Consider the following 14,311-nt stretch of genomic DNA (forward strand, 5'->3'; position numbering starts at 1 on the left):
GGCGCTCGTGTCACAACGTGCTGTCGGTCAGCCGACCTCGGGGTCGCCCTTCGTGTACGTGAGCCGTTCGACCTGACCCGGCTTGAACTTGTCCTCGACCTTCTTGCCGTTGACGAAGAGCTCGATCGAACCGGCGTCCCCGAGGACGAGGTCGACGCGCTCCTTGTCCTGGAAGGTCTTGGACTCGCCCTTCTGCAGCAGACCGTCGAAGAGCATCCGCCCGTTGTGGTCCTTGGCGGAGATCCAGCTCTTGCCCGCGGTGGCGCTGAGCTTGACCGTCACCTTGTCCCGCGGGGCCGCCGCGATGGCGCTGTCGGAGGGTACGGGCTTGGGGTCGGTGGTCTTCTTGGTGGGCTTGGGACTGGTCGTGTTGGGTGTCGAGCCCTCCGCGACCCGGGTGGTCGTACCGCCGTCGTCGCCACCCTTGAAGAAGGTGAAGCCGACGAAGCCGATGACGACGACGATCGCCGCGACCATGGCCGCGGTCCAGTTCGGCCGACGGGGATCGGAACGGATCCGTTCGGCTTCGAACAGCGGCGCCGCCGGTGTGGGCGCGGGACGGCCGCCGTGCTCGCCGTCGTACTGCGAAACCAGCGGTTCCGGATCGATGCCGACGGCACGCGCCAACGTACCGATATGGCCGCGGGCGTACACGTCGCCGCCGCAGCGGGTGAAGTCGTCCTCTTCGATCGCGTGCACGATGGGGATGCGCACCCGGGTGGACGAGCTGACCTCTTCGACCGTGAGACCTGCGGCGATTCGAGCCTGCTGGAGCACTCGACCGATCGAAGGCCGGTCGTCTTCGGGGGAGTTGCCGATGGACACGGGGGCGCCTTTCGAGCGTGAGCCACCTGCTGGGTGTTCAGTCTAGGGGTGGTACGAAAGGGTGGGGCAACCGGGAGGGAGGACTTTGTACGCCATCAGATTCGAACACTGTCCTATTCACCGGACCGCCCCGTGGAAGTACATTCTGCTGTCCCTCCAGTCAAATTGACGTACGACCCGACGAAACGGTTGCTCTTCCCACCCTTACGAAGCGGTTTCCCCGCGGATCTGGGCCAACACCCCGTCCAGCTCGTCCGGTTTCACCATGACGTCACGCGCTTTGGACCCCTCGCTCGGTCCGACGATGTTGCGCGACTCCATCAGGTCCATCAGCCGGCCTGCCTTGGCGAAGCCGACCCGCAGCTTGCGCTGGAGCATCGAGGTGGACCCGAACTGGGTGGAGACGACCAGTTCGGCTGCCTGACAGAGCAGATCGAGGTCGTCGCCGATGTCCTCGTCGATCTCCTTCTTCTTGGCGGAGCCGACCACCACGTCCTCGCGGAAGACCGGCGCCATCTGATCCTTGCAGTGCTGGACGATGGCCGCGACCTCGCCCTCGGTGACGAAGGCGCCCTGCATGCGGGTGGGCTTGTTGGCACCCATCGGTAGGAACAGTCCGTCACCCTTTCCGATGAGCTTCTCGGCGCCGGGTTGGTCCAGGATCACGCGGCTGTCCGCGAGCGACGAGGTCGCGAAGGCGAGCCGGGAGGGCACGTTCGCCTTGATCAGACCGGTGACGACGTCGACCGAGGGCCGCTGGGTCGCGAGCACCAGGTGGATACCGGCGGCGCGCGCCAGCTGGGTGATGCGGACGATGGCGTCCTCGACGTCACGTGGAGCGACCATCATCAGGTCGGCGAGCTCGTCGACGATCACCAGGAGATACGGGTACGGCGAGAGCTCGCGCTCGCTGCCTTCCGGCGGCTTGACCTTGCCGTTGCGCACGGCCTGGTTGAAGTCGTCGATGTGCCGGTAACCGAACGCGGCGAGGTCGTCGTACCGGAGGTCCATCTCCCGTACGACCCATTGCAGAGCCTCGGCGGCTCGCTTCGGGTTGGTGATGATCGGCGTGATCAGGTGCGGGATGCCCTCGTAGGCGGTCAGTTCGACGCGCTTGGGGTCGACCAGCACCATCCGCACGTCGTCCGGGGTCGCCCGCACCATGACCGACGTGATCAGGCAGTTGATGCAGGACGACTTGCCGGAACCGGTCGCACCGGCCACCAGCACGTGCGGCATCTTCGCGAGGTTGGCCATCACATAGCCGCCCTCGACGTCCTTGCCGAGCGCGACCAGCATCGGGTGGTCGTCCTCGGCCGCGTCCGCGAGGCGCAGCACATCGCCGAGGTTGACCATCTCCCGGTCGGTGTTGGGGATCTCGATGCCGACGGCGGACTTCCCCGGGATCGGCGAGATGATCCGGACGTCGGGGCTGGCGACGGCGTACGCGATGTTCTTGGCCAGCGCGGTGATCCGCTCGACCTTCACGGCCGGGCCGAGCTCCACCTCGTACCGCGTCACCGTCGGTCCGCGGGTGAAGCCGGTGACGGCGGCGTCGACCTTGAACTCGGTGAAGACGTTGGTCAGGGAGGCGACGATCGCGTCGTTGGCAGCACTCCGGGTCTTGCCCGGACCGCCGCGTTCCAGCAGATCGAGCGAGGGCAGCGCGTACGTGATGTCTCCGGAGAGCTGCAACTGCTCGGCGCGGGCCGGCAGAGGCTGGGACTGCGACGGATCGGGGGCGGGCTTCGTCAGATCGGGTACGCCGCCGGAGGTCACCGCGCCCTTCCCCGCCCCGGTGCCCGACTCGGCCTCACGGGCACCGGGCACCGGGGTTCCCGAGCGCTCGCGGTCACGCTCGACGGAGACGCCCTGGGTGAGGTCGGCGACGACCGCCGAGGGCGGCATGCCGTTGAGCACCGCGCCGTCGAGCGCCGCGGCCGCGGCCGCGGCGACATCCACCGCGTCCATGGTGCGGTTCATCGCGGGTTGCACGGACGGCCTGCGCGGCCTGCGGCGCTTGGAGAGTGCCTCGGCCTCCGCCTCCTCGGGGGCGTACACCTCGGGCGCCTCGGAACGGCGTACGGACGAGCGCCGCGAGCGGGCGGGAAGCGCCTCGCGCCACTGCTCGTCGTACCGCTCGTCGTCGCTCTCGCCCTCCGCCTCGGGGTCGTACACCGGGTCGACGATCCCCAGCTTGGAGCCGAGCAGCCGCAGCCGCTGCGGAATCGCGTTCACCGGGGTCGCGGTGACGACGAGCAGACCGAAGACAGTGAGAAGAAGGAGCAGCGGCACGGCGAGGACCTCGCCCATGGTGAAGACCAGCGGCTTGGAGGCGGCCCAGCCGATGAGTCCCCCGGCGTCCTGCATCGCCTCGGTGCCGTCCCCGCGGCCGGGCGAACCGCACGCGATGTGGACCTGCCCGAGCACGCCGATGACCAGGGCGGAGAGCCCGATGACGATGCGGCCGTTGGCCTCGGGCTTCTCGGGGTAGAGGATCAGCCGTACGGCGATGGCGCCGAGCAGTATGGGTACGAGCAGATCGAGGCGCCCGAAGGCACCGGTGACGAGCATCTCGACGAGGTCGCCGACGGGACCCCGCAGATTCGACCAGGTGCCCGCGGCCACGACCAGCGCGAGACCGAGCAGCAGCAGCGCGACGCCGTCCTTGCGATGTGCGGGATCGAGTCCCTTGGCACCGCGCCCTATACCGCGGAACATGGCACCGACGGCGTGGGCCGCACCGAGCCAGACGGCGCGCACCAGCCGGTACACACCCCCGGTGGGAGACGGTGCGGGCCTGGGCGCAGCCGCCTTCTTCGCCACCGCCTTCTTGGCCGGAGCCTTCTTCGCGGGTGCGGTCTTCTTCGCGGGCGCGGCTTTCTTCGCCGGGCCCCCGGTACGGCCGGAACGCTTCGCGGTGCCCGCCGTGCCCTGGGAACCCTTGCCGGACGTACGTGAGGCCATGGTGCCGAGGTTACCGGTGTTGGCCGCCGCGAACACGTGCCCCTCTTGGTTCACCCAACCGTGTCGCCCTGCAGAGGCCGGAAACTGACGTGCCCTCACCAGGGGCGGATCGAGCGGCCGTCCCCGAACCCGGTTCCCGGCCGGGGGCGGGTTCGGTGAGCGGCGGCGTTACGAGGGAAGCGCGGCCGTGCCGCTTCCGGTGCCGGGCTCCAGCGCATCGAGCGCGCGCCGCAGTCCGGTCAGTTTCCGTTCGAGATGGGCCGCGGTGGCCACCGCGGCGGCGTCCGCCGACTCGTCGTCGAGCTGCTTGGAGAGCGCCTCCGCCTGCTCCTCGACGGCCGCGAGGCGCGCCGAGAGCTCGGCCAGCAGTCCGGCGGGCTCCTTCTCCTGGTCGGCGCCGGGGTGGCCGCCACCCTCCAGCTGCAGTCGCAACAGCGCCGCCTGCTCACGCAACTGGCAGTTCTTCATGTACAGCTCGACGAAGACCGAGACCTTGGCGCGCAGCACCCAGGGATCGAACGGCTTCGAGATGTAGTCCACCGCGCCGGCCGCGTAACCCCGGAAGGTGTGATGCGGACCATGGTTGATCGCGGTGAGGAAGATGATCGGGATGTCCCGGGTCCGCTCCCGCCGCTTGATGTGCGCGGCGGTCTCGAAACCGTCCATGCCCGGCATCTGGACGTCCAGCAGAATGACCGCGAAATCGTCCGTGAGCAGCGCTTTGAGCGCTTCCTCCCCTGACGATGCCCGTACCAGCGTCTGATCGAGCGCAGAGAGGATGGCCTCCAGCGCCAGCAGATTCTCCGGCCGGTCATCGACCAGGAGGATCTTGGCCTTCTGCACCATGGCCCGTCCTCCTCGCCCCGGAATTGCACCGGGCGCCGCCCCAGGGGACGACTCCCTTGCGCCGTCCGTCCTTGTGCCGGTCATGGTAGCCGCACCCCGCCCGTCACCACACCCTGTCACCGCGATGTCACTGTGCACGTACCGGAAACGCGGTGGGAGACCAGAAGGTTCCCCGCCCACCGCGTTCTCACACCCCTTCGAGCACAGTCGATCAGGAACTTATCGGGATTCGCTCCAGAGGTGATCACTCTCCGCGCATCCACTGCTCCATAACGGAGAGCAGATGATCAGGATCGGCAGGCTTGGTGACATAGTCGGAAGCACCGGAGTCGATCGCCTTCTCCCGGTCGCCCTTCATGGCCTTAGCGGTCAGCGCGATGATGGGCAGCCCGGCGAACTGCGGCATCCTGCGGATCGCCGTCGTCGTCGCGTAGCCGTCCATCTCCGGCATCATGATGTCCATCAGCACGACCGTCACATCGTCGTGCTGTTCCAGGACTTCGATGCCCTCGCGCCCGTTCTCCGCATACAGCACCGAGAGCCCGTGCTGCTCCAGCACGCTGGTGAGCGCGAAGACGTTACGGATGTCGTCGTCGACGATGAGGACCTTCTCGCCGTTGAACCGGAAGACCCTGCGGACCTCGGGCTCCTCCTGGCCGGACTGGGTCAACAACTCCTGAGCCGGTGCGGCCGGCTCGGTGTGCCCGGCGCTCCTGGGCGGCAGCACGGTCCGCCGCTCCGCTCCGCCGAGCGCCTTGCGACGCCGCCGGAACAGCCCCGCGGAACCGGCCGCGTCGTGCAGCGCCGTCCCCGAACCCGCCTCCGGGACCAGGCCGTTCCCGGCCGCCGCACCGTGCGCCTCGATGGAACCGGGGCCGATCTGCGGGTAGCCCTGCGCCGGCAGCTCGCTGAGGTGCAGCGGCAGATACAGCGTGAAGGTCGAGCCGCGGCCCGGCTCGCTCGACGCATGGATCTCGCCACCCAGCAGCCGCGCGATCTCCCGGCTGATGGACAGCCCGAGCCCCGTACCGCCGTACTTGCGACTGGTCGTACCGTCCGCCTGCTTGAACGCCTCGAAGATCACCAACATCTTGCTGGACGCGATCCCGATCCCGGTGTCGGTGACCGAGAACGCGATCAGATCGGCGTCGGCGTCGCGCAGCGAACCCGCTTCCAGGAGCTGCTCGCGAATGGCGTTCGGCACATCCGCGCCGGCAGGCCGGATCACCAGCTCGACGGCGCCGCTGTCGGTGAACTTCACCGCGTTGGAAAGGAGGTTCCGCAGCACCTGGAGGAGCCGCTGCTCGTCCGTGTGCAGAGTGGCGGGAAGCTCCGGCGACACCCGTACGGAGAAGTCGAGCCCCTTCTCGGCGGTGAGCGGCCGGAAGGTCGCCTCCACGTAGTCGACCAGCTGGACCAGTGCGATCCGGGTCGGACTGACATCCATCTTGCCCGCCTCGACCTTCGACAGATCGAGGATGTCGTTGATCAGCTGCAGCAGGTCGGAACCTGCGCCGTGGATCGTCTCGGCGAACTCCACCTGCTTCGGGGAGAGATTTCCCTCGGCGTTGTCCGCGAGCAGCTTGGCGAGGATGAGCAGCGAGTTGAGCGGCGTGCGCAGCTCGTGCGACATGTTCGCCAGGAACTCGGACTTGTAGCGCATCGAGACCGCGAGCTGCTCGGCCCGCTCCTCCAGGACCTGCCGCGCCTCCTCGATCTCGGTGTTCTTCACCTCGATGTCGCGGTTCTGCTGGGCCAGCAGTTCGGCCTTCTCCTCCAGTTCGGCGTTGGATGCCTGGAGCGCCTTCTGCCGGTTCTCCAGCTCCTCCGAGCGGTCGCGCAGCTGCTCGGTCAGCTCCTGCGACTGCTCCAGGAGCTTCTCCGTCTTGGTGTTGACGCTGATCGTGTTGACGCTGGTCGCGATCATCTCGGCGAGCTGGTTGAGGAAGTCCCGCTGGATGTGGGTGAACGGCTGGAACGAGGCCAGTTCGATCACGCCGAGGACCTGCCCCTCGAAGAGCACCGGCAGCACGATCACATGCGCCGGCGGTGCCTCGCCCAGGCCCGAGGAGATCTTCAGATAGCCCGGCGGCACGTTGTCCACCTGGATCGTCCGCTTCTCCTCCGCCGCCGTGCCGATCAGCGTTTCGCCGGGCCGGAAGGACGTCGGCATCGAGCCGGCGGAGTAGCCGTAGCTGCCCCGCATGCGGAGTACGTACGTACCCTCCCGGTCCGCGTCCGCCACCACCGCATCGGTGTCACCGGTGGGCATGGCCAGGAAGAACGCCCCGTGCTGCGCCGAGACGACCGGGGTCAGCTCGCTCATGATCAGCGAGGCGACGTCGTCGAGATCACGGCGTCCCTGCATCAGACCGGAGATCCGGGCGAGGTTGCCCTTGAGCCAGTCCTGCTCCTTGTTGGTGGCCGTGGTGTCGCGCAGGTTGGCGATCATCGTGTTGATGTTGTCCTGCAGGGCCTGGATCTCACCGGCCGCGTCCACATCGATCTTGAGGTTGAGATCGCCACGGGTCACCGCGGTGGCGACAGCCGCGATGGCCCGCACCTGACGGGTCAGGTTCCCGGCCATCTCGTTGACGGACTCGGTGAGATCGCGCCAGGTTCCGTCGACGTCCCGGACCCGCGCCTGGCCGCCCAACTGACCCTCGGTGCCCACCTCACGGGCCACCCGGGTCACCTGCTCGGCGAAGGACGACAGCTGGTCCACCATCGTGTTGATGGTGTTCTTCAGCTCCTGGATCTCACCGCGCGCGTCGATGTCGATCTTCTTGGTCAGATCGCCCTTGGCGATGGCGGTGGTGACCGTGGCGATCTGGCGCACCTGACCGGTCAGGTTGGACGCCATCGAGTTCACCGACTCGGTGAGGTCCTTCCACGTGCCGGAGACGCCCGGCACCCGCGCCTGACCGCCCAGCTCGCCCTCGGTACCCACCTCGCGGGCGACTCGCGTCACCTCGTCGGCGAACGAGGACAGCGTCGTCACCATCGTGTTGACGGTGTCGGCGAGCTCGGCGACCTCGCCGCGCGCCTCGACGGTGACCTTCTTGGTCAGATCGCCGTTGGCGACCGCGGACGAGACCCGGGAGATGTTCCGCACCTGGCTGGTCAGGTTGTTGGCCATCAGGTTGACGTTGTCGCTGAGGTCCTTCCAGATGCCGGTCGCCCCGCGCACACGCGCCTGACCGCCCAGGATGCCCTCGGTACCCACCTCACGGGCGACTCGCGTCACCTCGTCGGCGAAGTTGAGCAGCTGGTCGACCATCGTGTTGACGGTCGTCACCAGTTCGAGGATCTCGCCCTTGGCGTCGACGGTGATCTTCTTGGAGAGATCGCCCTTGGCGACCGCGGTGGTGACCTCGGCGATGTTGCGGACCTGCAAGGTCAGGTTGTTCGCCATGCCGTTGACGGACTGGGTGAGGTCCTTCCACGTACCGGACACGCCCTGCACCTCGGCCTGGCCGCCCAGGATGCCTTCCGTACCCACCTCACGGGCGACCCGGGTCACCTGCTCGGCGAAGTTCGAGAGCTGGTCCACCATCGTGTTGAGGGTGTTCTTCAGCTCCAGGATCTCGCCGCGCGCGTCGACGTCGATCTTCTGCGACAGGTCACCGCGCGCCACCGCGGTGGCGACCTGTGCGATGTTACGGACCTGAGCGGTGAGGTTCCCCGCCATGCCGTTCACCGAGTCGGTCAGATCGCGCCACACCCCGGCCACGCCGGGGACCTGCGCCTGGCCGCCGAGCCGCCCGTCGGTGCCCACCTCGCGGGCCACCCGGGTCACCTGCTCGGCGAAGGCGGAGAGCTGGTCCACCATCGTGTTGATGGTGTTCTTCAGTTCGAGGATCTCGCCGCGGGCGTCCACGTCGATCTTCTGCGACAGATCGCCCCGGGCGACCGCCGTGGTCACCTGCGCGATCTGACGCACCTGGGAGGTCAGGTTCCCGGCCATGAAGTTGACGGAGTCGGTGAGCTCCTTCCAGGTACCGGAGACGCCGTCGACCCGCGCCTGACCGCCGAGGCGGCCCTCCGTGCCCACGTCCCGCGCCATCCGGGTCACCTGGTCGGCGAAGGACGACAGCTGCGCCACCATCGTGTTGACGGTGTTCTTCAGCTCCAGCATCTCGCCGGCCACATCCACGGTGACCTTCTGCGACAGATCACCGTTCGCGACCGCGGTCGTCACCTGCGCGATGTCCCGCACCTGACCCGTCAGGTTCCGGAACGCCGTGTTCACCGAGTCCGTGAGGTCCTTCCACGTACCCGCCGCACCCGGCACCTCGGCCTGACCGCCCAGCCGGCCCTCGACACCGACCTCCCGCGCGACCCGGGTTACTTCCGAACCGAAGGACTGGAGCTGGTCCACCATCGTGTTGACGGTGTTCTTCAGCTCCAGCATCTCGCCGGCCACATCCACGGTGACCTTCTGCGTCATGTCACCGCTGGCCACCGCCGTGGTCACCTGTGCGATGTCCCGCACCTGCGTCGTCAGGTTCCGGAAGACGGTGTTCACCGAGTCGGTGAGGTCCTTCCAGGTGCCCGCCGCACCCGGCACCTGCGCCTGACCGCCGAGCAGACCCTCGCCACCGACCTCGCTGGCCACCCGCGTCACTTCGTCCGCGAAGGTCCGCAGCGTCTCGGTCATCTGGTTGATCGTCTCGGCGAGCTGCGCCACCTCGCCGCGGGCGCTCACGGTGACCTTCTGCGACAGGTCGCCACTGGCGACCGCCGTCGTCACCTCGGCGATCCCACGCACCTGGGAGGTGAGGTTCCCGGCCATCGTGTTGACGGAGTCGGTGAGGTCCTTCCACACGCCGGCCACACCGGGCACCGTCGCCTGCCCGCCGAGCTCACCCTCCGTGCCCACCTCACGGGCGACCCGGGTCACCTCGGAGGAGAACGAGGACAGCTGGTCGACCATCGTGTTGACGGTGTTCTTCAGCTGCAGCATCTCGCCGGCCACATGGACGGTGACCTTCCGCGACAGATCGCCCTTGGCGACCGCCGTCGTCACCAGGGCGATGTCCCGCACCTGCGCGGTCAGCCGATACGCCATGGTGTTGACGGAGTCCGTGAGGTCCTTCCAGGAACCGGACATTCCTCGCACCTGGGCCTGTCCGCCCAGCTTGCCCTCGGTACCCACCTCGACCGCGACCCGCGTCACCTGCTCGGTGAATGCCGACAGCTGGTCGACCAGGTTGTTGACCGTACGGGCCACCTTCAGGAACTCGCCGCGCAGCGGTCGCACGGTCTCGTCGGCCGTGTGCGACCGGAGCTCCATCCGCTGTTCCAGATCACCGTCGGCCACCGCCGACAGCACCCGCCCGACCTCCGAGACCGGCCGCGCCAGGTCGTCGACCAGCTCGTTCGAGGCATCGATGGCCGCGGCCCAGGAGCCCTCGCAGGCCCCGGTCTCCAAGCGCTCGGTGAGTTTCCCCTCGCGCCCGACCACGCGACGTACCCGGGCCAGCTCGCCGGTGAGGTGGAGATTGCGGTCGGCGACCTCGTTGAAGACCGCCGAGATCTCCGCCATCGGCCCCTCGCCCGAGACGGTCAGACGCCTGCGGAAATTCCCGTCGCGCATCGCCACCAGGCCGGCCAGCAGTCTGTTGAGCGCCGCGGCGTCCACTTCGATGGTTCCATTGCGCTGTTTCTTCACGGACTGTCCGCCTTTTGTGCGCGTTTCTGATCCCCGCGCCGCCACGCCAGACTCCACCGTGTCCCTCCCGCAGGGGTTGACCGTATCGCTCGGGCCTTGCCTGGGATCTTGCCCAGTTCCACATTGGCTCACCGCCACAGTCCACCGTCGACGGGTGACCATGCGGACGTCAAATCGTTGAAAGCTACCAGGCCGGAACTGATCGAGGTGGAACCTCCAACGGTTGTCCCACATCCCTCCGTTGGGAAGACCACACTTGTCCGACCGGACATCGTTTCCTGGTCGCGCTTGCCCGAAGTCGGCCCTCGTGTACCCGATACCGAGAGCGAGCGTCTAGCCTGGCAAGCGAATCGAAGCGGCGAGAAACGGGCACAGGACTCGGGGAAGCGGCGAGACACCATATGGGGAGTGCTGTGATCACCGCGCGCGCGGCTGCCACCTTCGACCCGGTCGGGCGCTCCGTCGCGACCGCCCGCGCCTTTGTCCGTGACACCCTGCAGGGGTGGGGGTACACCGACATCGTCGACGACGCGGTCGTGCTCACCAGCGAGCTCGTGACCAATGCCGTGGTGCATGCGGGCACCGCCGCCGACGTGCTGTGCCTGCGTACGGAACTCGGTGTCCGGGTCGAGGTCTCCGATCACTACCCGGAGCGGGAGATCCCGCTCCAGAGCACCCGACTCGACTTCGGCAGCCCCGATCGTGAGGGTGGCCGCGGTCTGCTGCTCTGCGCGGCACTCGCTTCCCGGTGGGGTGTCGAGTACACCCCGGCGCACAAACAGGTCTGGTTCCAGCTCGACCTTCCCGAGCGCCCGGTGGGCATCCGTTCCGCGGGCCCCCTGCTCCCCATCGACCTCCTCCCGGTCGCGGACGAGCGCGTCCGGGTCGCCGTCGTACAGATCGATCACTCCGGTTCCATCGCCGGGTGGAACGACGACGCCGCGTTCCTCTTCGGGCACACCGCGGAACAGGTCACCGGCAAACAACTCACCGACTTCACCGCCTGGCCGCAGACCCCCGGCACCAGCACCGGAATCGCCGACGCGCTCCAGCTCTCCCGCTGGGAAGGCAGTTACGGCATCCGGGGCGCCGACGGCCGCACCATCCCCGTGTACGCCTCCCACCTCAGAGTCCGCGACACCCAGGGCGAACCGTCCACGGTCTGTCTTCTGGTCCGCGACCACGAACGTGCCGTGCTCCAGTCACCGGTGCGCGCCCCGGTCACCGACGCAGGCTCCGAGAGTCGTAAGACGGACCCCTTCGAGGTGTTCATCGGCTCCCCCGCCCCCGACGACCTCGACGGGCTGCTCCAGCGCACCGTCGAACGGGCCCGCGACATGCTCGACGCGGATTCGGCCTTCCTGCTGCTGGCCACCGATGACGAGACCGAGCTGGAGGTCCGGGCCACGACCGGCCTCCCGTCCGCCCGTCAGCGCTTCGCCCGCGTCCCCGTGGAAGCAGGCACGGGTCGGTACGGCTCCGCCCGGATGCCGGCCGTGCACGAAGACCTCACGGTCGTCCCCGGCGCCGTGCCGCTGCTCAGCGACACCGGTATGCGCTCCGTCGTGACCGTCCCGCTGAAGGTCGAAGGACGCCTCACGGGGTCGCTGGGCGTCGCGGCGGAATCGCCCGGCCGGTATACCAACGAGGAGGCCCTGCGCCTCCAGTTCGCCGCGGACCGTATCGCTCTCGCCGTCGAATCGGCCCGCCTCGGCGAACTGGAACGACTCCGCCGCGGTTCGCTGTCCTTCCTCGTCGAGGCGTCCGACCTCCTCGCCGGCACCCTCGACCGGGACCAGACCCTTGCCCTGATGGCCCAGATGACGGTCCCCACCCTGGCCACCTGGTGCGCCGTCTACACGATCGCCGACCAGTCCTCGGAGCCGTACCTCTCGTACGTGCTCCACGAGGACGAGGAGCTCATCGACGGTCTCAAGGCCCTGCTCTCCAAGATCTCCCCGCCGGACCCCGTGCCGACCCCTGGCGCCCGCGTCTGGGCCGCCCCCTCCGCGGCGGCCCACGAGGCGGCCCTGCGCGCCTCCATGCGCAGTCTCGGCCGCGACCAACCCGACGGCCTCGGCTCCGGCATGCGTACGACTCTGGCCACCGCGGCTGCGGTGGGTGGCGAGACAGTGGTCCTCCCCCTCGTCGCCCGCAACCGTGTCATCGGCATGCTCACGCTCGGCAAGCCGTCCGACGACCACTTTCGTCAAGAGATCCTCGAACTCGCCGAGGACCTGTCCCGCCGCGCCGCGCTCGCACTCGACAACGCCCGCCTCTACTCGGAACGCATGGCGATCAGCCAGTCCCTCCAGCGCAGCCTGCTGCCCCCGGGCCTGCCCGACGTGCCCAATGTCGAGATCGAGGTCATCTACCGGGCGGCGGGCGAGGGCAACGAGGTCGGTGGCGACTTCTACGACGTCTTCCCGATCCGCGACGGCGCCTACGGTTTCGCCATCGGCGACGTCTGCGGTACGGGCCCGGAGGCCGCGGCCGTCACAGGACTGGCGCGCCACGCCCTGCGCCTGCTCGCCCGCGAGGGCTTCGGCGGTCCCGCCGTCCTGGAGCGCCTCAACGCCGCGATCCTCGACGAGGGCTCCCGCAGCCGTTTCCTCACCCTGCTTTACGGGGAGTTGTGGCCGCAGGAGGACGGCAGCGCCCTGTTGAAAGTGGTGTGCGCCGGGCATCCCCTTCCCCTGCGCCTGCGCCAGGACGGCACGGTCGAGGCCGCGGCCGAACCGCAGCCGCTGCTGGGCGTCATCGAGGACCTCGAACTGTACGAACAGACCGTCACACTCGACCCGGGCGACGTCCTGCTGTGCGTGACAGATGGCGTCACGGAACGCCGCGAGGGCACCCGCATGCTCGGCGACGACGGTCTGGCCGATGTGCTCACAGGATGTACGGGCCTGACGGCCGGGGCGGTGGCGGGCCGTGTCCTGCGGGCCGTGGAACGCTTCGCCGCGGATCCCGCCTCCGACGACATGGCCATCCTGGCCATGCGTGTCCCTGAACCGCCTGCCGTCTGACTGCGCTTCATCTGTGAGTCGCCTCTGACAGACTCCGGATCATGACCTCAGAGACAATCACCGCGGATACCGCAGGCACGTGGCAGCTCGGCGACCTGACCGTCAACCGTCTCGGTTTCGGCGCAATGCGCCTGACCGGCAGCGCCGCCTTCGACCTCGGTACGCCGAGCAACCGTGAGCAGTCGATCGGGGTGCTCCGGCACGCGATGAAGCTCGGTGTGAACCACATCGACACCGCAGCCTTCTATTTCTCGTCGCTGCGCTCAGCCAACGAGCTGATCAACCGGGCACTTGCGCCGTATCCCAAGGACCTGGTCATCACCACCAAGGTCGGCCCGGTCCGGGACCCGTCGGGCGCATGGCGGCCCCACGCCCGGCCGGAGGAGTTGCGCGGTCAGGTGGAGGAGAACCTGCGCCAACTGGGCCGCGACCACCTCGATGTGGTCAACCTCCGTCTCATGGGCCAGGATTCGGTCTCCGAGCACTTCGGCGCCCTGGCCGAGCTCCGCGAGGCCGGCCTCATCCGCCACCTCGGTATCTCCAACATCAACAGCGAACACCTCGCCGAGGCACAGTCCGTGGCCCCGGTGGTCTGCGTGCAGAACCGCTACGGCCTCCAGTCCAGGTCCGCGGACGCCGACGCCATCCTGCGGCTGTGCGGAGAGCAGGGCATCGCGTTCGTGCCCTTCTTCGCCATCGCAGGCGAAGGCCGCGAGCAGGGGGCCAGTGCCGCCGACTGGAACGGCGACGAGGTGTTGCGCACCATTGCCCGCGCGCACAGCGCGACGGTCGCGCAGGTCCGCCTGGCCTGGACCCTGCAACAGGGCCCGCACGTACTGGCCATACCTGGGACCGGCAATCCGGACCATCTCGTGGAGAACGTGGCCGCGGCCGCACTGCGCCTTTCAGCAGACGAACTGGCTCGCCTCGATTCGCTCCATGGGTAAAGCGAAAGGCCCCCACCATCGGT

General features: G+C 68.4%; 6 protein-coding genes. 2 read left to right on the top strand and 4 right to left on the bottom strand.

The features are described from left to right. Positions 1-27: 27 nt before the first annotated feature. The 4 genes from OG972_RS11850 to OG972_RS11865 form a co-directional block, all read right to left on the bottom strand. Positions 28-825, bottom strand: coding sequence for a helix-turn-helix domain-containing protein (locus tag OG972_RS11850; RefSeq protein ID WP_266980844.1), 798 nt, complete (start codon positions 823-825; stop codon positions 28-30). Between the two features lie 204 nt (positions 826-1,029). Continuing rightward, positions 1,030-3,792, bottom strand: coding sequence for a DNA translocase FtsK (locus tag OG972_RS11855; protein ID WP_266980846.1), 2,763 nt, complete (start codon positions 3,790-3,792; stop codon positions 1,030-1,032). A gap of 168 nt (positions 3,793-3,960) precedes the next feature. After that, a complete protein-coding gene (locus OG972_RS11860; protein ID WP_266980848.1) occupies positions 3,961-4,638 on the bottom strand; it encodes a two-component system response regulator in 678 nt (225 codons plus the stop codon). A 244-nt stretch (positions 4,639-4,882) separates the two neighbouring features. Next, positions 4,883-10,312 (bottom strand): HAMP domain-containing protein, encoded by a 5,430-nt coding sequence (locus OG972_RS11865; protein WP_266980851.1) that lies wholly within the window; start codon positions 10,310-10,312, stop codon positions 4,883-4,885. Positions 10,313-10,725: 413 nt separating this feature from the next. On the opposite strand from OG972_RS11865, the gene OG972_RS11870 reads away from it, so the two are divergent. Together OG972_RS11870 and OG972_RS11875 are read left to right on the top strand one after the other, a co-directional pair. Beyond that, entirely contained in the window at positions 10,726-13,341 is a 2,616-nt protein-coding gene (locus tag OG972_RS11870) for a SpoIIE family protein phosphatase (RefSeq protein ID WP_266980853.1), read from the top strand. A gap of 41 nt (positions 13,342-13,382) precedes the next feature. After that, on the top strand, positions 13,383-14,288 hold the full coding sequence (locus OG972_RS11875; RefSeq protein ID WP_266980854.1) for an oxidoreductase: 906 nt from the start codon (positions 13,383-13,385) through the stop codon (positions 14,286-14,288). The last annotated feature ends 23 nt before the right edge of the window (positions 14,289-14,311 follow it).

The organism is Streptomyces sp. NBC_01669 (assembly GCF_026339735.1).
Taxonomy (GTDB): domain Bacteria; phylum Actinomycetota; class Actinomycetes; order Streptomycetales; family Streptomycetaceae; genus Streptomyces; species Streptomyces yanii.